A 21,878-nucleotide genomic window follows, 5' to 3' on the forward strand; every position below is an offset into this window, starting at 1 on the left:
TATAGTTAAATTCTTTTTTTAATATCAACATCCCATTTTAGTAGTTGGCTATTTCATTTTTTTTAGATTAAAAATAATGCTTAAATCAGTTTTCAGTCAGTTTTCAGATTAAATTGATTGGAATATATTATTTATCCAGTAATAATTATAAAAATATATTATTAAAATACTCTATTTATTATTGGTGAATTATGAAAAAGATTGTCTTGGCAACGGTACTTGCATCGTTATTTTTCGGTGGCGCTGCAATGGCAGAGAGCAAAACCGCTTTCTCTTTACCTGCAATTGAAAAAAGTGCTGAAGGTGGAAACGCTGCATCCCAGTATCAATTGGGCGTAAAATATGAGAACGGGGAAGGTGTTGAACAAGATGCACAAAAAGCGCTGGAATGGTATACCAAAGCTGCTGAGCAAGGCCACGCTGAAGCACAGTTAAATTTAGCACTTATGTATGATATGAGTGATTATATTGACCGTGATGCAGAGAAAGCGGTTTATTGGTATAACAAAGCAGCTGTTCAAGGTGTCTCTTTAGCCCAATACAATCTTGCTGTTTCTTATGATGATGGTGACGGTGTAGAGCAAGACCATGAGAAGGCAGTGTATTGGTATACTAAAGCCGGTGAGCAAGGCGATAGTGATGCACAATACAACCTTGGTATCTCTTATGATGAAGGTATCGGTGTAGCACAAGACCATGAAAAAGCGGTAGTTTGGTATACAAAAGCAGCAGAACAAGGTCACTCTGATGCACAATATAACTTGGCTGTTTCCTATGATGATGGTGAAGGTGTAGAACGTAACGGCTCTAAAGCCGTTTTCTGGTATACCAAAGCAGCAAATCAAGGTAATCGTGATGCGCAAAATAATTTAGGCGTAATGTACGATGAAGGAGACGGTGTTGCTAAAGATGCACGTAAAGCAGTTGAATGGTATAGAAAATCAGCCATTCAAGGTAATGGTTTAGCTCAAAATAACCTAGCTTTAAACTATTATTATGGCAAGGGCGTTAAACGTGATTTGAAAGAAGCTTACGCATGGTTCTCTGTTGCTGTTGAAAATGGTGATGGTGATGAAGCGATGCTAAAACGTACTGCTCGTGCATTAAATGCTGCACAATTAGCTGAAGCGAAAAAATTAGCCGCTTCTTATATTGCTAAATATATTGATGAGTAATATTAATTAATATTATTCAAGATGAAAGAGAGGGAGCTTATGCTCCCTTTTTTATTTTAGTTAAAGCCGAATAAAAATAGATTGTTATCATTTCTTTATTATTGATTCTCAATAATCAAATATTAAATATCAGTAATATATTGAGATTCTTTTTAATTCTATTGTGTTCTCATGGTAATATCTGCGCGCAAGTTAGACGGTGATTGATTAATTGAGGTTTGATATGAACGAATTACGCATAGGGTTAGTTTCTGTTTCTGATCGCGCATCCAGTGGGATTTATGAAGATAAAGGCTTACCCGCTTTAGAAGCTTGGCTAAAAGCTGCATTAACAACGCCTTTTCATATCGAATCACGCTTAATTCCTGATGAACAACTTATGATTGAGCAAACATTGTGTGAGCTAGTTGATGAAGTTGGCTGTCATTTAGTGTTAACAACAGGGGGAACAGGGCCTGCTCGCCGTGATGTTACTCCTGATGCCACATTAGCAATAGCCGATAGAGAAATGCCAGGTTTTGGCGAGCAAATGCGTCAAATTAGTCTGAAGTTTGTACCTACCGCTATTTTATCCCGCCAAGTTGGTGTTATCCGTAACCAAGCGTTAATTCTAAATCTACCAGGCCAACCTAAAGCCATTGCAGAAACGTTAGAAGGATTAAAAGATAATGAGGGGAATGTGATTGTTAGCGGTATTTTTGCCAGTGTACCCTACTGCATTCAGTTGCTTGATGGCCCTTATGTCGAAACTAATGAAGCTATTGTTGCTGCGTTTAGGCCTAAATCAGCCCGTCGCGCGACTTCAGCATAAATAATTTAAGAGGTTATTTTTGTCGTCAACTTCTGGCTAGAAAACGTGCTAGCCAAGTTTGGATAATGCAAAAGTAACCTTATATTTATTTGATATTTTTATTGTTAAAGTTAAAAAAATATTATTTTTCAAATAATTATGAACTTATTTTAAGTCTGGCCTTAAAAAAGTATTTCAGATAAGTCATGATATAATTCGTGTTTAATATAACTCATTGAAAAATAATAATTTTTAATTATCAACTTATTCTCAAACACAAAATTTTCGCATTTTTTGCATTTTTTTTCATGATTCCCCTTGATGAATGTATTTATGACCCCATCTTCTTTTCAACTGCAATTACCACTATTAAGTTGCGTTGATTTTATATCCGCTTCGAGATGATGTTGTTAAGTCTATTAATTTGTGACTTGAAAAATGAATATTCATCCGCATATAGATTGGTAGTCAAATTGATAAAGAATTCTCTTTGGAGGCGTTTAAATGGGTAAAATTATTGGTATTGACCTGGGTACAACTAACTCTTGTGTTGCTGTAATGGATGGCAAAAATGCCCGGGTTATTGAAAACGCTGAAGGTGATCGCACAACGCCTTCAATCGTTGCTTATGCACAAGATGGTGAAATCTTAGTTGGTCAACCTGCAAAACGTCAGGCTGTGACTAACCCACAAAATACTTTATTTGCCATCAAGCGTTTAATTGGCCGTCGTTTTGAAGATGCTGAAGTTCAGCGTGACGTTGCTATCATGCCTTACAAAATCGTAAAAGCTGATAATGGTGATGCTTGGATTGAAGCGCGTAACGAAAAAATGGCTCCACCACAAGTTTCTGCTGAAGTCCTGAAAAAAATGAAGAAAACAGCAGAAGATTATTTAGGTGAAGCAGTTACTGAAGCTGTTATTACTGTTCCAGCTTACTTTAACGATGCTCAACGTCAAGCAACTAAAGATGCGGGGCGTATCGCAGGGCTTGAAGTTAAACGTATTATTAACGAACCAACAGCAGCCGCTCTAGCTTACGGCTTAGATCGTGAAGTGGGCAACCGTACTATCGCAGTTTACGACTTAGGTGGTGGTACATTCGATATCTCTATCATCGAAATTGATGAAGTTGATGGCGAAAAGACCTATGAAGTTCTGTCAACTAATGGTGATACTCACTTAGGTGGTGAAGACTTCGATAGCCGTTTAATTAACTACTTAGTTGATGAATTTAAAAAAGAACAAGGCATTGATCTGCGTAACGATCCATTAGCAATGCAACGTCTGAAAGAAGCAGCAGAAAAAGCGAAAATCGAATTATCTTCTGCACAACAAACAGATGTTAACTTGCCATATGTCACAGCAGATGCAACAGGTCCTAAACACTTAAATATCAAAGTAACTCGTGCGAAACTGGAATCTTTAGTTGAAGATTTAGTTAAACGTTCAATGGAACCAGTACGTGTTGCATTAGAAGATGCAGGCCTGAAAGTTAGCGAAGTTAACGACGTTATTCTGGTTGGTGGTCAAACTCGTATGCCAATGGTTCAAAAAACCGTTGCTGATTTCTTTGGTAAAGAGCCACGTAAAGACGTTAACCCTGATGAAGCTGTTGCGATGGGTGCGGCTGTTCAAGGTGGTGTGTTAGCAGGTGATGTAAAAGACGTTCTGTTACTAGACGTAACACCACTGTCTTTAGGTATTGAAACAATGGGTGGCGTGATGACTTCCCTGATTGCGAAAAATACCACAATCCCAACTAAACATAGCCAAGTGTTCTCTACCGCAGAAGATAACCAATCTGCTGTAACTATTCACGTATTACAAGGTGAACGTAAACGTGCAAGTGATAACAAATCACTGGGTCAGTTTAACTTAGATGGTATTCAAGCGGCACCACGCGGTATGCCACAAATCGAAGTGACGTTTGATATCGATGCTGATGGTATCTTGCATGTATCAGCGAAAGATAAAAACAGTGGTCGTGAGCAAAACATCACAATCAAAGCATCTTCTGGTTTAAATGAAGATGAAATCCAAAAAATGGTTCGTGATGCAGAAGCAAACGCAGAAGCTGACCGTAAGTTTGAAGAATTAGTACAAACTCGTAACCAAGCAGACCAATTAGTTCACGGTACACGTAAACAAATTGAAGAAGCGGGTGATAAATTACCAGCGAACGATAAAGAAGCTATCGAAAAAGCGGTAAGCGAGTTAGAAATTGCTTCTAAAGGCGAAGATAAAGACGCTATTGAAGCAAAAATTAAAGCATTAGTTGAAGCTTCTGAAAAACTGTTAGAAATCGCACAACAACAAGCTCAAGCAGGCGCAGCAGGTAATGCCGCGGATGCGGATGCAAGTGCGAAGAAAGATGACGATGTTGTCGATGCAGAATTTGAAGAAGTTGACGGCAAAGACAAGAAATAATGCCCTTAACGGGCCGCGGTAACTCATCTATGAATAGTTACTGATACCGAGCACGGGCGTCGAGGAAACTCAACGCCCGTGTGCTTATGTCAAGGGTAATCTAGAATGGCAAAAAGAGATTTTTACGAAGTACTCGGTTTAAGTAAAACAGCCGACGAAAAAGAAATTAAACGCGCATATAAGCGTTTAGCAATGAAATATCACCCAGACCGAAATCAAGGTGATAAAGAGTCAGAAATAAAATTTAAAGAAATCAAAGAAGCTTATGAGATCTTAAGTGATGCTCAAAAACGTGCTGCTTATGATCAATATGGTCATGCTGCATTTGAACAAGGTGGATTTGGTGGCCAAGGTGGCGGTGGCTTCGGTGGCGGTGCTGACTTTGGTGACATCTTTGGCGATGTATTTGGCGATATTTTTGGTGGTGGTCGCCGCCAACAACGCGCAGCGCGTGGTTCTGACTTACAATACAACATGGATCTAACCCTTGAAGAAGCGGTTCGTGGTGTTACTAAAGAAATTCGCATACCAACACTAGAAACATGTGACAAATGTCATGGTAGTGGTGCCAAAGAAGGGACATCAGCAGAAACCTGTTCTACTTGTCATGGCGCTGGTCAGGTTCATTTACGTCAAGGTTTCTTCACTGTACAGCAAGCATGCCCAACTTGTCATGGTCGTGGCAAAGTGATTAAAGAGCCTTGCTCTAAATGTCATGGTGATGGTCGTGTTGAACGCTCTAAAACGCTATCTGTCAAAATTCCAGCGGGTGTTGATACTGGCGACCGTATTCGCTTAAGTGGTGAAGGGGAAGCTGGTGAAAACGGTGCACCTGCAGGCGATTTATACGTACAGGTTCATGTTCGCCAACATCATATTTTTGAACGTGATGGCAATAATCTTTACTGTGAAGTCCCTATTAACTTCGCCATTGCTGCTTTAGGTGGCGAGATTGAAGTTCCAACACTTGATGGTCGTGTGAAACTCAAAATTCCAGCAGAAACACAAACTGGTAAAATGTTCCGCATGAAAGGCAAAGGTGTTAAATCAGTACGTAGTAGTAGTATTGGTGACCTAATGTGTCGTGTTGTGGTTGAAACACCTGTTAAACTCAATGAGAAACAAAAAGAGTTAATACAACAATTGGGTGAATCATTCGGCGGTAAGAGTGGTGAAAAAAATACCCCTCGTTCTAAAAGCTTCTTAGATGGTGTGAAAAAATTCTTTGATGATTTAACCAAATAATTTTTCTTATCACCGTCAAAAAGGCCTGATGATAAATGCTATCATCAGGCCTTTTTATTTGAATGATGTTTAATCTTATCCTATCTTGATAGCAACAATACCCGCTAAAATCACTAAACACGCCAATAGCTGTTTACGGTTAAATTGCTCTTTTAACAGATAGACAGATAAGATCATGGCAAATAATACACTGGTTTCTCTTAAAGCAGCCACAAGTACGATTGAAGCATGACTCATTGCCCATATCACAATTCCATAGCTTATCAATTGCATAAGCCCACCAAAAAATGCAGGTTTCCAATAGTCCTTTATTTTGTTTTTTAAATGCTGGCGATAACGAAGCCAAGCAAGTAAATACATCGCTATGCCATTTAAAAAGAAGAGCCATAAAATATAAGCAAACGGTGTTTCACCTACACGAGAGCCATTTCCATCAGATAAAGTATAACTGGCGGTAAATAATGCGGTCAGCAGAGCAAAAAAGAGTGCATCTTTACGTAAGTTAAACGCCGCTATTTTCCTACTGCGTGAGATAAGGATAATACCCAAAATGATAAGCAAAATGCCTAGTAAGCCAGCGATTGGTAGTGTTTCATGGAAGAGAAAAAAGCCAAGAAAGGCGGTCATTAATGGCGCACTACCACGAGAGATAGGATAGACCTGATTAAAATCAGCCAAAGTATAACAACGGCTTAAAGAGAGTGTGTAACCTACATGGAATAAAACAGAAAGGGCAAGCCATTTCCATGCACCAATATCAGGGACTCCGACCCAAAATAGGGCGGGTAATGTTACAACACCAGAAAAAAAAGTCAGTAGCGAGATCCCTAAAAATCGATCATTGCCTACTTTAACTAATGCATTCCAACACGCATGAAAGATAGCAGCAAATAAAACGGCAATAAAAACAGTAATCGACATATTGATAGAAACCTTAATGAGAAAAGGGTAATTTTTAATAAAACAATACCACACTGGTCAAACAGTAAATATGCGATTACTTCTTTTTATCTTCTGATCTTATTCAAAAGGTGAAGAATAGAAGTTCTCTTTATTCAGTAATAAAAATTGATATGTTTGATCTATTTTATCAATTGGTGTCATTTATTAAAAAAGATGCTTATTTTCATTTGATAGTGAAAAAATAATATTTATATTCAATATCTTATTTTGAGTATTATTAATTCTTGTTGTTTTTATTTTATTGAAAAATTATGTTGATGAATTGATATTATTTACCTTGTTTTTCTTGCTATTTCTTTTTCAATTCGAATAATTCGAGTTATTATCCATAAATAATCTGTTTTTTACGAATTCATAATTAGCATATTATTAACAAGATTAGTGATTTCGAGGTTAATATTATGACGGCAATTATTAGACAATTTTTGAGATTAGAGGCGTCAGGCGGTATTCTTCTGATTATTGCTGCTATTATCGCATTGATTATGGCGAATACACCTCTAAGTGCTTTGTATAATGAGTTTTTATCTATTCCTATCATGATCAAATTCGGCGCGTTCGAACTTGATAAGCCATTATTACTTTGGGTAAACGATGCCTTAATGGCAATCTTTTTCTTGGTCGTAGGATTAGAAGTTAAACGCGAATTAAAAGAAGGCTCTTTGGCTCAGCGTGATAGAGCCATTTTCCCGGCGATAGCTGCAGTGGGAGGGATGTTAGCTCCCGCATTGGTTTATTTGATGTTTAATCATACTGATGCCATTGGACAGCAAGGATGGGCAATTCCAGCGGCAACAGACATTGCTTTTGCTTTGGGTGTTATGGCATTACTTGGCAAGCGTGTTCCTGTTGAGTTAAAAGTATTCTTATTAGCATTAGCTATCATTGATGACTTAGGTGTCATTGTGATTATTGCGCTCTTTTATTCAAAGAGTATTGCACTAATTCCTCTCGCTTTGGCGGGTTTGATAGTGATTACTCTGGGCATAATGAATTGGCGCAAAGTGGGTAATACGGCGGCTTATTTAATTCTTGGCTTCATCTTGTGGGTGTGTATTTTAAAATCAGGTATTCATGCAACGATTGCAGGAGTGATTGTTGGATTTCTTATCCCATTAAGAAATAAAGAAGGTGATTCTCCTTCAGAAGAATTAGAGCATGTGCTACACCCTTGGGTTGCCTATTTTATTTTACCGCTGTTTGCATTTAGTAACGCAGGGGTTTCTTTAAATGGCGTAACGTTTGACGGCATGTTATCTGCTTTACCGTTAGGTATTGCGTTAGGCCTATTTTTAGGTAAGCCGATAGGTATTTTCCTCTTTAGTTGGGTTTCGGTAAAACTAGGCATTGCAAAATTACCAGATGCGATTAATCTTAAACAAATATTTGCAGTATCTGTGCTATGTGGTATCGGTTTTACTATGTCTATCTTTATTGCTGGATTAGCATTTGATGGCGCGGATGAAGCTTATAATACCTACTCTAAGCTTGGTATTTTGGTTGGTTCAACAATAGCCGCTGTTGTGGGATATTTGTTACTTCGTTCTGTTTTACCGAAGTTAAAAACGAAATCAATATAGGGAAACTTATTACGGATTTGAGTTTCTTAACACAATAAATACCGAGCTATAATATTTAAACCTACGGTGCAATACAGTGTATTGTGCCGTAGGTGTTTTTATGAGGATTGGAAGCAAGGAAAGCCAATCGCAAACTAATGCGTTATTACATAGTCTGTGTTTGAAGCACAGAAGTTGAAAGGAAGATAACTATGCGGGTGTCACATCTCAATTTTAATCATCTTTATTATTTTTGGCATGTGTGTAAAGAAGGCTCTGTTGTGGGTGCAGCGCAAGCGTTGTATCTGACACCTCAGACAATTACAGGGCAAATTAAAGCATTAGAAGAAAGATTGGGTGGCAAGTTATTTAAACGCCAAGGAAGGGGGGTTGTTCCTTCAGAATTGGGTCAGCTCATTTTTCGTTATGCCGATAAAATGTTTATGCTCAGCCAAGAAATGCTGGATATTGTCAACTACAGCCGCGAATCGAATTTACTGTTTGATGTTGGTGTTGCGGACGCATTATCAAAACAATTAGTCAGTCGCATATTAGAAACGGCTGTAATTGATAATGAACAAATCCATCTGCGTTGTTTTGAATCTACTCATGAATTGCTATTAGAGCAATTAAGCCAGCATAAACTGGATATGATCTTATCCGATTGCCCTGTGGATTCGTCACAACAAGAAGGTTTGTTCTCTGTAAAACTTGGCGAATGTAATATGAGCTTTTTTTGTCGTCATCCTCTTCCAGAAAAACCGTTTCCTGAATGCTTAGAAGAGCGAAAGCTTCTTATTCCCGGACGTCGATATATGTTAGGTCGTCATTTATTAACTTGGATACGTAATAAAAATCTTCAAGTGGAAATATTGGGTGAGTTTGATGATGCGGCATTAATGAAAGCATTCGGTTTAAATTATAATGCTATCTTTGTAGCGCCTTCGCTGTATACCGATGAAACTTTTGCTCATAGTAATATTGAAGAAATTGGCATGCTTGATACGGTAAAAGAAGAGTACTACGCAATTTTTGCAGAGCGAATGATCCAACATCCGGCGGTTCAACGTGTTTGTAATACTGATTTTTCAGAACTCTTTAATGGAGATAAAAAGCACATTGAAAATCCATGAAAGGGTGGCGATTAAAAAGTAGAAAACAAAAAAACCGGCATGAGCCGGTTTTTTTATAACACAAGAAAGCAATATTACATTGCTTTGATTTGTGCTTGCAGATTAGCTTTATGACGTGCAGCTTTATTCTTATGAATTAAGCCTTTAGTTGCCTGACGGTCAACAATTGGTTGCATGTCATTAAATGCTTTTTGTGCTGCTTCTTTATCACCTGAAGCAACTGCTGCGTATACTTTTTTGATGTAAGTACGCATCATAGAACGACGGCTTGCGTTGTGCTGACGACGCTTTTCAGACTGAACCGCACGTTTCTTAGCTGATTTGATATTAGCCAAGTTCCAACTCCCAAATATATTCTAGCGAGGACAAATACAAAGGTGAAGGAATATGCCTTTTCAACCTAAGTTTGTCAATGGATTTATACAAAATTAGCGTCGTTGTACGCGACACTTGTTTCGTTGTGATGGCGCAAGATTTTATCAGTTAAGACGGGTAGAATACAGTCTTTTGAGTGAAAAAATCATCAAAATCGTGTATATGAGTAATAAATAATAGATTCTAAGAGGATCTACGCTTGATTTTATGCGATTTTATAACCAAGAAGTGAGTGATAGTCCATTTTTTGTTTGATGTGAGCAATCAAATCTAAGAATAGCAGTGAATCGACTTGTCGAAATATTACTCATCAATAAACATTGATATATTGGGTTACTCTCAAGCCTTTGACAAGGTATAATCCAATAATTTCCACGGTATTGAGCCAGTTATGGAGCTAATTCGCGGTATACAAAATATTAGAGCGCTACACCACGGTTGCGTTCTGACAATTGGAAATTTTGATGGTGTCCATAGAGGCCATCAGGCATTATTAAAACACTTGAAGCAAGAGGCGTCACAGCGAGGATTACCTACGGTTGTGATGACATTTGAGCCTCAGCCACTGGAGTTCTTTTTACCAGAAAAGGCGCCAGCGCGCCTGACTCGGTTACGAGACAAAATTAAGTATTTAGCTGAATGTGGTATTGATTACCTTTTGTGTGTCAAATTTGATAAACAATTTGCGGCACAAACCCCAGAGGAATTTGTTTCATCACTATTGGTGAATAAATTAGGGGTGAAGTTTCTTGCTATTGGCGATGATTTTCGCTTTGGCAAAAACCGTGAAGGTGATTTTCACTTTTTACAACAAGCCGGTGAAAGATATGGATTTGAAGTCGCTAATACTGAAAGTTATTGCGATAAAGGATTACGTATCAGTAGCACTGCAGTAAGAGAAGCGTTACTCAATGATGATTTAGTCCTTGCTGAATCACTACTAGGGCATCCTTACAGTGTTTGTGGGCGTGTTGTTCATGGTAATGAATTGGGCAGAACCATTGGTTTTCCGACAGCCAATATTCCTATGAAACGCTTAGTTGCACCAGTTAAAGGCGTTTATGCCGTTGATGTCTATTTATCAGATAATCAATCACCTTTACCTGGTGTGGCAAATATCGGAAGTCGTCCTACTGTAAAAGGGAAGGGCGTACAATTAGAAGTTCATTTAATCGACGTTAATATGGATTTATATGGACGTCGTATTGATGTTGTGTTACGAAAGAAATTACGTAATGAACAGCGATTTGCATCACTGGATGCATTAAAGCAGCAAATCGCAGATGATGTGGCTACTGCTAGGGATTTTTTATCGCAGCGGTCGGAGTCATAAACTAGCGGAAAATTGGAACTGAGAATCGAATGAGTGACTATAAAAATACCCTGAACTTACCAGAAACAGGGTTCCCTATGCGCGGGGATTTAGCAAAGCGCGAGCCAGAGATGTTATCACGTTGGTACAAAGAAGGTTTGTATCAAGCAATTCGTCAGGCTAAAAGTGGTAAGAAAACATTTATTTTGCACGATGGCCCTCCATACGCTAACGGCAATATTCATATTGGTCACTCAGTAAACAAAATTCTCAAAGATATTATTATTAAATCCAAAGGGCTGTCAGGCTTTGATTCTCCGTATATTCCAGGATGGGATTGTCACGGATTACCTATCGAACTAAAAGTTGAACAAATCGTAGGTAAACCAGGAGAGAAAATATCTGCAGCGCAATTCCGCGAGGAATGCCGTAAATACGCTTACGAGCAAATTGAAGCACAGAAAAAAGATTTTATTCGTTTAGGTGTTCTAGGAGATTGGGAAAAACCTTATCTTACAATGGACTATAAAACTGAAGCGAATACTATCCGTGCGTTAGCGCGCATTATCGCAAATGGTCACCTGTTAAAAGGGGCTAAACCTGTTCACTGGTGTACCGCATGTGGTTCATCACTGGCAGAAGCTGAAGTTGAATATTACGATAAAACTTCACCTTCGATTGATGTGCGTTTCACCGCAGTTGATCCAAACGCAGTTGCTGCAAAATTCCATGCAACAACAGATAAGCCTATTTCTTTGGTTATCTGGACAACAACACCTTGGACATTACCGGCTAACCGCGCTATCGCATTAAATGCAGAATTTAATTATGCCTTAGTCTCTTTTAACGATGAATGCGTGATTTTAGCCGCTGATCTTGTTGAAGATGTAATGAAGCGTATTGGCATCACAAGTTGGACTGTTTTAGGCGAATGTAAAGGTGCTGATTTAGAGTTATTGCGTTTTAATCATCCATTTATGGGCTTTGATGTACCTGCAATTTTAGGTGATCACGTTACTTTAGATGCGGGTACAGGTGCTGTTCATACTGCACCAGGCCACGGCCCTGATGACTTCGTTGTGGGTCAAAAATACGGTTTAGAAGTTGCAAATCCAGTTGGCCCAAATGGTTGTTACTTAGCAGGCACTTACCCAACATTAGATGGTATTTTTGTTTTTAAAGCGAATGATGTCATCGTTGAAATGCTAAAAGAAAAAGGTGCTTTGTTACATCACGAAGCCTTACAGCATAGCTATCCTTGCTGTTGGAGACATAAAACTCCGGTTATTTTCCGTGCTACACCACAATGGTTTATTGGCATGGATAAAAACGGATTACGTCAACAATCATTAAAAGAGATCAAAGGTGTTAAATGGATCCCTGACTGGGGTCAAGCACGTATTGAATCAATGGTTGAAAACCGCCCAGACTGGTGTATTTCTCGTCAACGTACTTGGGGTACGCCAATGTCTCTGTTTGTTCATAAAGAGACTCAAGAGCCACATCCACGTACTTTAGAGTTGATGGAAGAAGTGGCAAAACGTGTTGAAGTGAGTGGCATTCAAGCATGGTGGGATTTAGATATCCGTGAAGTGCTGGGTGATGACGCTGACGATTATATGAAAACACCAGATACACTGGATGTTTGGTTCGACTCAGGATCGACACACTCAACGGTTGTTGATGACCGTCCAGAGTACCACGGCAATTCAGCAGATATGTACTTAGAAGGCTCTGACCAACATCGTGGTTGGTTTATGTCCTCACTGATGATCTCGACTGCAATCAAAGGCAAAGCACCTTATCGTGAAGTGTTAACACACGGTTTTACCGTAGACGGTCAAGGTCGTAAAATGTCTAAATCTATTGGTAACACAGTAAGTCCACAAGATGTGATGGATAAACTGGGTGCTGATATTTTACGTCTATGGGTTGCATCAACAGATTATACTGGTGAAATCGCCGTATCAGATGAGATCTTAAAACGTTCTGCAGATACTTATCGCCGTATTCGTAATACTGCGCGTTTCTTCTTAGCTAACTTAAACGGCTTTGATCCGGCTAAACATCAAGTTAAGCCAGAAGAGATGGTAACACTTGACCGTTGGGCTGTAGGCCGTGCAAAAGCAGCGCAAGCTGATATTTTAAAACACTATGAAAATTACGATTTCCATAATGTTATTCAGCGCTTAATGCAGTTCTGTTCAGTGGAAATGGGTTCTTTCTACTTAGATATTATTAAAGATAGACAGTACACCGCGAAAAGCGATAGTGTTGCTCGCCGTAGCTGTCAAACTGCGTTATTCCATATCTGTGAAGCATTAGTTCGTTGGATGGCACCAGTTATGTCATTCACAGCAGATGAGATCTGGAATGAGTTACCAGGTGAACGTGCAAAATATGTCTTAACGGAAGAATGGTATACCGACTTATTTGGCTTAGATGCGTCAGAAACTTTAAATGATGACTACTGGGCTGAGTTACTTGCCGTTCGTGGAGAAGTCAACAAGGTATTAGAGCAAGCTCGTACAGATAAACAACTGCGTGGCTCTTTAGAAGCATCAGTCACTCTATATGCAGATAAAGCTTTAGCAGATAAGTTAAATGCGTTAGGTAACGAACTGCGTTTTGTTTTATTAACATCTCAAGCGAAAGTAGCAGATATTAATGAAGCACCAGAAACGGCATTAGCTTCTGATATGGCGGGGTTAAAAATCGCCTTTAACAAAGCAGATGGCGAAAAATGTCCTCGTTGCTGGCATTATGCGACAGATATCGGTCAAGTAGCGGAACACGCTGAATTATGCGGACGCTGTGTTACTAACGTAGCCGGTAACGGTGAAGAACGTAAGTTTGCTTAATTAATGAAGAAAACACTTTGCTCTACAGGTTTACGCTGGCTATGGCTAGCCGTCGCCGTAGTGGTGTTGGATTTAGGAACGAAACAGTATTTCATGCAGACATTTCGTCTGTATGAATCTGTTGCTGTGATGCCTTTTTTCAACTTCACTTACGCCCATAACTATGGTGCTGCCTTTAGCTTTTTAGCAGATAAAGGGGGATGGCAACGTTGGTTTTTTGCACTGATTGCATTGGCAATCTGCATTACTTTATTGGTAATGATGTATAAAAACAAAGCGAGTGCCAAACTAAGTAACGTTGCTTATGCGCTAATTATTGGCGGAGCATTGGGTAATCTCTCTGATCGTCTGATCCATGGGTTTGTCATCGACTTTCTTGATATTTATATCGGAGATTGGCATTGGCCTACCTTTAATATTGCTGATATGGGGATTTGTATCGGTGCAGGGCTTATTATTATTGAGAGCTTTTTCCCTGATAAAAATGTCAGTCCACAAGATACAAAAAAGCAAAAGTAATCAGACAAGAAGTTAACTAAAATAACCCCTGCCTTATGGCGGGGGTTACGCTTAATAGAAGGTATTAGTATGGTTATGCAGGTACTCAACGACAGCGCAGTGTTGCTGAATTTCACTTTAAAGTTAGCAGATGGCTCTGTTGCTGAATCTACACAAGCGCATGGTAAACCCGCCCTTTTCCGTTTAGGTGATGAAAGTTTATCACCAGCCTTAGAAGCTGAATTATTGGGATTATCTACGGGAGATAAAAAAACCTTTACGCTTGCGGGTGAACATCTTTTTGGTAAATACAATCCTGACTTGATCCAATACTTTATGCCTTCTGACTTTGCTGAGTCTGGTGTGCCAGAGGCTGGCACTATCATGTTATTTACAGCAATGAATGGTAGTGAAATGCCAGGCATTGTAAGAGATGTCACTGAAGATTCTGTAACAGTTGACTTTAATCATCCGTTAGCGTCAGAAGAAGTGACATTTGATATTGAAGTGGTCTGTATTAATCCGGAGGAGGAAACGGCGCATGCAAATACTGCTGGCTAACCCACGAGGCTTTTGTGCTGGTGTTGACCGAGCTATCAGCATTGTTGATCGCGCTCTGGAAATCTATGGTGCGCCTATTTATGTTCGTCACGAGGTTGTTCATAACCGCTATGTTGTTAACGACTTACGTGAACGTGGTGCTATCTTTATTGAAGAAATTTCAGAAGTACCCGATAACGCGATTTTAATTTTTTCTGCTCATGGTGTTTCTCAGGCTATTCGCCAAGAAGCTCGCTCACGTAATTTAACCATGCTTTATGATGCAACTTGCCCATTAGTCACCAAAGTTCATATGGAAGTGGCAAGAGCGAGTCGTAAAGGCAAAGAAGCAATTTTAATAGGTCATGCAGGGCACCCTGAAGTTGAAGGTACAATGGGACAATACAATAACCCTGAAGGGGGAATGTATTTAGTTGAGTCGCCTGCTGATGTTTGGAAATTAGAAGTGAAAGATGAAGATAATCTTTGCTTTATGACTCAAACAACGCTTTCTGTTGATGATACATCTGAAGTGATTGATGCTTTAAATGCACGCTTCCCTAAAATTATTGGGCCTCGTAAGGATGATATCTGTTACGCAACAACCAATCGCCAAGAAGCGGCAAGAGAGCTTGCTGAAAAAGCGGATGTTGTATTTGTAGTGGGGTCTAAGAACTCATCAAACTCAAATCGTTTAGCGGAGCTTGCACAGCGAGCTGGTAAGCCTTCTTATCTTATCGATAGCTTTGAAGATATTGATGAGTCATGGGTAGCTAATGCAAATATTGTTGGTGTTACAGCAGGGGCTTCAGCGCCAGATATTTTGGTTCAACAAGTATTAGAACGTTTAAAAACCTTTGGTGCTGATGATGTGGTCGAATTATCAGGGCGTGAAGAAAATATTGTTTTTGAAGTCCCTAAAGAGCTTCGTCTAGATTATAAAGTTATCGAATAATTTCACTTAAATGTGATCGTGGATTTAAAAAGCAGAGTGAATAACTCTGCTTTTTTTATGCTTAAAATAAAGTTAAATGAATAATCATGCTGTTCATCTCTTTTACTGATAATCACTCGGGTTTTGTGTGTTTTTCTTATCTTGAACGTTAAATGCTGGCATCAAATGGATGACCTCGTTAATCTGTAAACAATAAATAGAGATAATAAGTATTGTTTAGGAGAATTTAGTTATGTCTGCGAAAGAACTTCGTCTTGCCGTTGTTGGTGCGGGTGGTCGTATGGGGCGCCAATTAATTCAGGCAATTTCTCAACAAGAAGGAACGGTTTTAGGCGCTGCTTTTGAGCGTACTAATTCTTCATTGATTGGCGCTGATGCAGGAGAGTTAGCGGGTATCGGGCATATTGGTGTCACAATTACGGATAATTTGTTGGCTCAAGCGGGTGAATTTGATGTGTTAATTGATTTTACACGCCCCGAAGGAACGCTTTCTCATATTGCATTTTGTGTAGAACAGAAAAAAGGCATGATTATTGGTACGACTGGCTTTGATGATGAAGGCAAAAAAGCGATTGAAAATGCGGCCAATATTATCCCAATTGTGTTTGCTGCTAACTTTAGTGTTGGTGTCAATCTGGTGCTTAAATTACTTGAAAAAGCAGCTAAAGTGATGGGTTCTTACAGTGATATTGAAATTGTAGAAGCACACCATCGTCATAAAGTTGATGCGCCATCGGGTACTGCATTAGCGATGGGTGAATCTATTGCAGATGCATTAGGTCGTGATCTTAAAGAGTGTGCGGTTTATGAGCGTGTAGGGCATACGGGAGAGCGTGATCCTCAAAGTATTGGTTTTGCAACGATCCGTGCTGGGGATATTGTGGGAGAACACACCGCGATCTTTGCTGATATTGGTGAGCGAGTCGAGATAAGTCATAAGGCCTCTAGCCGGATGACCTTTGCAAATGGTGCTGTTAAAGCCTCTATTTGGTTAAGTGATAAAAAGTCTGGTCTTTATAATATGAAAGATGTTCTTTCACTGGAAAATTTGTAGTTTATAGAAAATATAGTTCATTGAAAACTCATAATTATTTTTATAATTATGAGTTTTTTGTTTTATATGTTATTTGTTTTGTTCTTATTTCTCTTTTTTGTTGGTTATCTCTATTTTTTGTTCGTTTTTATCTCTCTTGATACGCGAATTTCTCATTTTCTTCCTTCTTTCTTCGGTTTTTAAATTATCTTGGTAAGCAAACGGTTAAATTTGTCAGATTGATTGTATAAATTGTCACTTGGTTAATTAAATTGCTAATGAATGATATTTTTTAAATTAAAAAGGTGTTTTTTCTAGACATCTGCTCATTCGATCTTTAGAATGCGCCCAATTTGCCAAAAATTTGCCCAATTTTATGTTTTTGGCATTGATTTAGAGGCTTAAATCTGAATTAATATGCATGAAATGTGATTTATTATTCTCTGGAGGGCGTTTTGATTAGAAAAGCTATACTGGTTCTAGAAGATGGGACCGAATTCCACGGCAAGTCGATTGGCGCAGAAGGCGCCGCTATCGGTGAAGTCGTTTTTAATACTTCAATGACCGGTTATCAAGAAATACTAACCGACCCTTCTTACTCCCAACAAATTGTTACTCTTACCTATCCCCACATTGGCAACACCGGCGTTAATCATTCAGATGAAGAATCAGAAACAATCCATGCTCAAGGCTTAATCATTCGCGATTTACCATTAGTGATGAGCAATTATCGTGCTCAAGAAACGTTATCTGATTATCTTAAACGCCACAATATCGTTGCTATTGCAGATATTGATACACGTAAGCTAACTCGTTTGTTAAGAGAAAAAGGTGCACAAAACGGTTGTATCATTGCCGGTAAACATCCTGATACCAAACTTGCTCTTGAAAAAGCTAAGGCTTTTCCCGGCTTAAAAGGCATGGATTTAGCCAAAACAGTGACCGTCAAACAGCCTTATCAGTGGACTCAAGGCAGTTGGACGTTAGAAAATGAATTACCAGAGGCGAAATTGGCGACTGAATTGCCATTGCATATTGTGGCATATGATTTCGGTGTAAAACGTAATATTTTACGTATGCTGGTGGATAGAGGATGCCAAGTTACTGTTGTACCTGCTCAAACGTCAGCTCAAGAAGTTTTAGCGCTTTCTCCTGATGGTATTTTCCTTTCTAATGGTCCCGGGGATCCAGAGCCCTGTGATTACGCCATTAACGCCATTCAAACCTTTTTAGCTACTGATATTCCGGTATTTGGTATTTGTTTAGGGCATCAGCTATTAGCATTAGCTAGTGGTGCTAAAACCATCAAAATGAAATTTGGTCATCATGGTGGTAATCATCCTGTTAAAGATTTAGATAAAAATACGGTGATGATCACAGCGCAAAATCATGGATTTGCCGTTGATGAAACATCTCTTCCAGCCAATTTAAGTGTGACACATAAATCACTGTTTGATGGCTCTTTACAAGGTATTCATCGTACAGATAAACCTGCATTTAGTTTTCAAGGCCACCCAGAAGCCAGTCCTGGCCCTCATGATGCTGCACCTCTTTTTGATCACTTTATTGAGCTTATCGCGCAATATCGTCAAAACCTGCAACCAGTGACAACAAAATAAATCAGGAGCGAAAGAAAATGGCTAAAAGAACAGATATCAAAACAATCCTGATTTTAGGGGCTGGACCGATTGTTATCGGACAAGCGTGCGAATTTGACTATTCAGGCGCTCAAGCATGCAAAGCCCTGCGTGAAGAGGGATATCGGGTTGTTTTGGTAAATTCAAATCCTGCAACCATTATGACCGATCCTGAAATGGCCGATGCAACGTACATCGAGCCGATTCACTGGCAAGTTGTGAGAAAAATTATTGAAAAAGAGCGCCCTGATGCGGTATTACCGACAATGGGGGGGCAAACGGCACTGAACTGTGCGCTAGAATTAGAGCGCCAAGGTGTTTTAGCTGAGTTTGGTGTCACCATGATCGGTGCAACAGCCGATGCAATTGATAAAGCAGAAGATAGACAGCGCTTTGATAAAGCGATGAAGAAAATCGGCTTAGATACTGCTCGTTCAGGTATTGCACATAACCTTGATGAAGCTTTTGCTGTCGCTGAACAAGTTGGTTTTCCTTGTATTATTCGCCCTTCATTTACGATGGGCGGAACAGGTGGTGGGATAGCCTATAATCGTGAAGAATTTGAAGAAATCTGTATTCGAGGTTTAGATTTATCGCCGACCAATGAATTGTTAATTGATGAATCACTCATTGGTTGGAAAGAGTATGAAATGGAAGTGGTGCGCGATAAGAACGACAACTGCATTATCGTCTGTTCTATCGAAAACTTTGATGCAATGGGAATTCATACGGGAGATTCCATTACTGTCGCGCCAGCACAGACACTTACCGACAAAGAATATCAAATTATGCGTAATGCCTCGATGGCGGTATTACGTGAGATAGGTGTTGAAACTGGCGGTTCTAACGTTCAGTTTGCTGTTGATCCTAAAACAGGACGTTTGATTGTTATTGAAATGAATCCTCGGGTTTCTCGTTCATCAGCGCTTGCATCTAAAGCGACAGGTTTCCCAATTGCGAAGGTTGCTGCAAAGTTAGCGGTAGGCTATACCCTCGATGAGCTGATGAATGACATCACCGGTGGGAGAACGCCTGCCTCTTTCGAACCTTCTATTGATTATGTTGTGACAAAAATTCCTCGCTTTAACTTTGAAAAGTTTGCAGGAACCAATGACAGATTAACAACGCAAATGAAATCTGTTGGCGAAGTGATGGCAATTGGTAGAACACAACAAGAATCCTTGCAAAAAGCGTTACGAGGCCTTGAAGTTGGGGCGACAGGTTTTGATCCTAAAGTCGATTTAGATGACCCTGAAGCATTAACGAAAATTCGCCGAGAGCTAAAAGATGCAGGCTCAGACAGAATTTGGTATATCGCAGATGCTTTCCGAGCAGGTTTGTCTGTTGATGGGGTATTTAACCTCACTAATATTGATCGCTGGTTCTTAGTTCAAATAGAAGAAATCGTTCGTCTTGAAGAAAAAGTTAGCGAAGTCGGTATAAAAGGATTAAACGCTGATTTCTTGCGTCAACTAAAACGTAAAGGTTTTGCTGATGCGCGTTTAGCGAGAATACTTAACGTAAAAGAGCATACTATTCGTCAATTACGTGAACAGTATCAACTCCATCCTGTTTATAAACGTGTTGATACTTGTGCTGCAGAGTTTGCTACAGATACGGCTTATATGTACTCGACTTATGAAGAAGAGTGCGAGGCAAACCCAAACCAAGATAAACCTAAAGTGATGATCTTAGGTGGTGGGCCAAACCGCATAGGTCAAGGGATTGAATTTGATTATTGTTGTGTTCATGCGGCGCTTGCATTACGTGAAGACGGCTACGAAACCATTATGGTGAACTGTAACCCAGAAACGGTTTCAACAGATTATGATACTTCTGACCGACTCTATTTTGAACCGGTTACATTAGAAGATGTGCTTGAAATTGTGCGTATCGAAAAACCGAAAGGGGTTATCGTGCAATATGGTGGACAAACACCATTAAAATTAGCCAGAGCGTTAGAAGCTGAAGGTGTACCAGTGATTGGGACAACACCAGATGCTATTGATAAAGCAGAAGATCGTGAACGTTTCCAAAAAGCCGTTGATAAATTAGGACTTAAACAGCCTGAAAACGCGACTGTGACCGCTTTAGAAGAAGCGGTAGAAAAAGCACAATTGATTGGCTATCCGCTGGTGGTTCGTCCTTCTTATGTACTTGGTGGGCGTGCCATGGAAATTGTTTATGACGAAGTTGATTTACGTCGCTATTTCCAAACAGCAGTGAGTGTGTCGAATGATGCCCCTGTCTTATTAGACCGTTTTCTTGATGATGCGATTGAAGTCGATATTGATGCGATTTGTGATGGTAAACAAGTCGTGATTGGCGGCATTATGGAGCATATCGAACAAGCAGGTGTTCACTCTGGAGACTCAGCTTGCTCATTGCCTGCTTATACCTTAAGCAAAGAAATTCAAGATGTGATGCGTAAACAAGTCCGTGAACTTGCTTTTGAATTAGGTGTAAAAGGGTTAATGAATGCACAATTCGCAGTGAAAGGTGATGATGTTTATCTTATAGAAGTTAATCCTCGAGCCGCTCGTACTGTGCCTTTTGTGTCGAAAGCCACAGGTGTGCCATTAGCAAAAGTCGCCGCGCGTGTCATGATTGGTCAAAGCCTTGAAGAGCAGGGGGTAACAAAAGAAGTTATTCCACCTTATTATTCTGTAAAAGAAGTGGTTTTACCTTTCAATAAGTTTGCAGGTGTTGATCCTATTTTAGGACCTGAAATGCGTTCAACAGGTGAAGTTATGGGGGTTGGAGCAACCTTTGCTCAAGCCTTTGCTAAAGCGATGTTAGGTAGCAACTCGACCATGAAGAAAAAAGGGAGAGCGCTTCTTTCTGTGCGAGAGGGTGACAAAAAACGAATTGTTGATTTGGCAACGAAATTGCTAAAAAGTGGATTTGAATTAGATGCGACACATGGTACCGCTATTGTATTAGGCGAGGCAGGAATTAATCCACGCTTAGTCAATAAAGTTCATGAAGGTAGACCGCATATTGAAGATAGAATTAAAAATAGTGAATATGACTATATCGTTAACACAACTTCTGGTCGTCAAGCTATTGAAGACTCTAAAATTATTCGCCGTAGTGCTTTAAGATATAAAGTTCACTATGACACGACGTTAAATGGCGGATTTGCGACAACACTGTCATTAACGGCGGATCCTACAGCAAGCGTTATTTCGGTTCAAGAAATGCATAAAAAGATAAATAAAGCTTAAGTTTATTTATTGTCATAATAATGATCCCGAATATAAGGAAACTCGTATTCGGGATTTTTTCTATTTCTCTTCAAAAAGAAAATTTCATGGAAAAAAAAGCCACATTATCTTAAAAATAATGTGGCTTTGAATCTAATTTATTTGT

General features: G+C 39.4%; 16 protein-coding genes. 14 read left to right on the top strand and 2 right to left on the bottom strand.

What is annotated here, in order from left to right; translation table 11 throughout:
* Positions 1–191 precede the first annotated feature (191 nt).
* The 4 genes from DK858_RS08870 to dnaJ all read left to right on the top strand — a co-directional run bounded on the left by DK858_RS08870 (position 192) and on the right by dnaJ (position 5,640).
* Positions 192–1,175: an SEL1-like repeat protein gene (locus DK858_RS08870; protein ID WP_109397099.1), complete on the top strand. Its 984-nt coding sequence runs from the start codon at positions 192–194 to the stop codon at positions 1,173–1,175.
* A 223-nt stretch (positions 1,176–1,398) separates the two neighbouring features.
* Positions 1,399–1,986, top strand: coding sequence for a molybdopterin adenylyltransferase (gene mog / locus DK858_RS08875; protein ID WP_109397100.1), 588 nt, complete (start codon positions 1,399–1,401; stop codon positions 1,984–1,986).
* Positions 1,987–2,469: 483 nt separating this feature from the next.
* Positions 2,470–4,395 carry a molecular chaperone DnaK gene (gene dnaK / locus DK858_RS08880; RefSeq protein WP_109397101.1) on the top strand — a complete coding sequence of 642 codons (1,926 nt, stop codon included), beginning with the start codon at positions 2,470–2,472 and terminating at the stop codon, positions 4,393–4,395.
* Positions 4,396–4,500: 105 nt separating this feature from the next.
* Complete coding sequence (dnaJ, locus tag DK858_RS08885) at positions 4,501–5,640, top strand: molecular chaperone DnaJ (protein ID WP_109397102.1); 1,140 nt, start codon at positions 4,501–4,503, stop codon at positions 5,638–5,640.
* Positions 5,641–5,715: 75 nt separating this feature from the next.
* Here the strand turns inward: dnaJ and DK858_RS08890 are convergent, their stop codons facing one another.
* Positions 5,716–6,561: a DMT family transporter gene (locus DK858_RS08890; protein ID WP_109397103.1), complete on the bottom strand. Its 846-nt coding sequence runs from the start codon at positions 6,559–6,561 to the stop codon at positions 5,716–5,718.
* A 443-nt stretch (positions 6,562–7,004) separates the two neighbouring features.
* Here DK858_RS08890 and nhaA point away from each other — a divergent pair, with 443 nt between their 5' ends.
* Entirely contained in the window at positions 7,005–8,183 is a 1,179-nt protein-coding gene (gene nhaA, locus DK858_RS08895; RefSeq protein WP_109397104.1) for a Na+/H+ antiporter NhaA, read from the top strand.
* Positions 8,184–8,374: 191 nt separating this feature from the next.
* Entirely contained in the window at positions 8,375–9,295 is a 921-nt protein-coding gene (gene nhaR / locus DK858_RS08900) for a transcriptional activator NhaR (protein WP_109397105.1), read from the top strand.
* A 74-nt stretch (positions 9,296–9,369) separates the two neighbouring features.
* Here nhaR and rpsT read toward each other — a convergent pair whose 3' ends face one another.
* A complete protein-coding gene (gene rpsT, locus DK858_RS08905; protein ID WP_004248964.1) occupies positions 9,370–9,630 on the bottom strand; it encodes a 30S ribosomal protein S20 in 261 nt (86 codons plus the stop codon).
* A gap of 431 nt (positions 9,631–10,061) precedes the next feature.
* Between rpsT and ribF the strand changes: the two genes are divergently transcribed.
* The 8 genes from ribF (at position 10,062) to carB (ending at position 21,733) form a co-directional block, all read left to right on the top strand.
* Positions 10,062–11,003 carry a bifunctional riboflavin kinase/FAD synthetase gene (gene ribF / locus DK858_RS08915; protein WP_109397106.1) on the top strand — a complete coding sequence of 314 codons (942 nt, stop codon included), beginning with the start codon at positions 10,062–10,064 and terminating at the stop codon, positions 11,001–11,003.
* Between the two features lie 29 nt (positions 11,004–11,032).
* Entirely contained in the window at positions 11,033–13,843 is a 2,811-nt protein-coding gene (ileS, locus tag DK858_RS08920; RefSeq protein WP_109397107.1) for an isoleucine--tRNA ligase, read from the top strand.
* A gap of 3 nt (positions 13,844–13,846) precedes the next feature.
* On the top strand, positions 13,847–14,362 hold the full coding sequence (gene lspA, locus DK858_RS08925; RefSeq protein ID WP_069368642.1) for a signal peptidase II: 516 nt from the start codon (positions 13,847–13,849) through the stop codon (positions 14,360–14,362).
* Positions 14,363–14,431: 69 nt separating this feature from the next.
* A complete protein-coding gene (gene fkpB, locus DK858_RS08930; RefSeq protein ID WP_109397108.1) occupies positions 14,432–14,902 on the top strand; it encodes an FKBP-type peptidyl-prolyl cis-trans isomerase in 471 nt (156 codons plus the stop codon).
* The gene (gene ispH, locus DK858_RS08935; protein ID WP_023580932.1) at positions 14,883–15,836 is read left to right on the top strand and encodes a 4-hydroxy-3-methylbut-2-enyl diphosphate reductase; all 954 of its coding nucleotides are present in this window, start codon (positions 14,883–14,885) and stop codon (positions 15,834–15,836) included. Before fkpB ends, ispH begins: the two co-directional genes overlap by 20 nt.
* A gap of 232 nt (positions 15,837–16,068) precedes the next feature.
* Entirely contained in the window at positions 16,069–16,890 is an 822-nt protein-coding gene (gene dapB, locus DK858_RS08940) for a 4-hydroxy-tetrahydrodipicolinate reductase (RefSeq protein WP_109397109.1), read from the top strand.
* Positions 16,891–17,324: 434 nt separating this feature from the next.
* Positions 17,325–18,488, top strand: coding sequence for a glutamine-hydrolyzing carbamoyl-phosphate synthase small subunit (carA, locus tag DK858_RS08945; RefSeq protein WP_109397110.1), 1,164 nt, complete (start codon positions 17,325–17,327; stop codon positions 18,486–18,488).
* Between the two features lie 17 nt (positions 18,489–18,505).
* Positions 18,506–21,733 carry a carbamoyl-phosphate synthase large subunit gene (carB, locus tag DK858_RS08950; RefSeq protein WP_109397111.1) on the top strand — a complete coding sequence of 1,076 codons (3,228 nt, stop codon included), beginning with the start codon at positions 18,506–18,508 and terminating at the stop codon, positions 21,731–21,733.
* The last annotated feature ends 145 nt before the right edge of the window (positions 21,734–21,878 follow it).

The organism is Proteus faecis (assembly GCF_003144395.1).
Classification (GTDB): domain Bacteria; phylum Pseudomonadota; class Gammaproteobacteria; order Enterobacterales; family Enterobacteriaceae; genus Proteus; species Proteus faecis.